This window comes from Halorubrum tibetense (assembly GCF_042661865.1).
GTDB lineage: Archaea > Halobacteriota > Halobacteria > Halobacteriales > Haloferacaceae > Halorubrum > Halorubrum tibetense.
Genome location: NZ_JBHSWW010000698.1, coordinates 1 through 548, shown reverse-complemented (window position 1 = coordinate 548; position 548 = coordinate 1). Strand labels below are relative to the sequence as shown.

The window sequence follows — 548 nt, the reverse complement described above, 5'->3', positions numbered from 1 at the left end:
AAAAACGCGCTTTATTTCGCCTAGCTCTTTTAACTCCAGTACAACCTCAACGGCCTGAGGCAAGGATGAGCTGCTCGGGCCCGAGGTGCGAGTCGCCGTGGTGGGCCATACGCTCGACCAGCTGCTCTCGGTTTCAAAGGGACTGCCCGGCACAAGGTATTTAACGGTGACATTGTTGACATCGGAAATAATTCGACGCGCCAAGGACACATCTTCGATATACACCTCATCGGTGGCCGGATCATCGCCAAATATTTCGCTATCTATGGGGCGAAAGAAGCGCCAAATGGCGCCTTGATGCCAGGCGTAAGTCACATGCTGTAAGTCGCTGCGCTGGGCTTGACCGAAGTTAACCCAATCAGCGCGCACCAAGCGCAATAAACGATGATCTTTGTCCAAGGTTTCCAACAAGTTTTTACGTTGTTGTTTTAAATCCCGAGTTTCGTAAACTTCACCATAGCCTTGAAAAGTATCGTCTTTGGTTTCTTCGGCACCCGCTAAACTCTGGCTCACTTCCTCGCCGATAAACTCAAATTTTCGGCCCACCC

General features: G+C 50.7%; 1 protein-coding gene. It reads right to left on the bottom strand.

Going from position 1 to position 548, the window contains the following annotated elements; all coding sequences use genetic code 11:
- On the bottom strand, positions 1-548 hold a 548-nt coding region (locus ACFQEU_RS17810), incomplete at both ends, for a type II secretion system protein GspJ (RefSeq protein ID WP_379784325.1).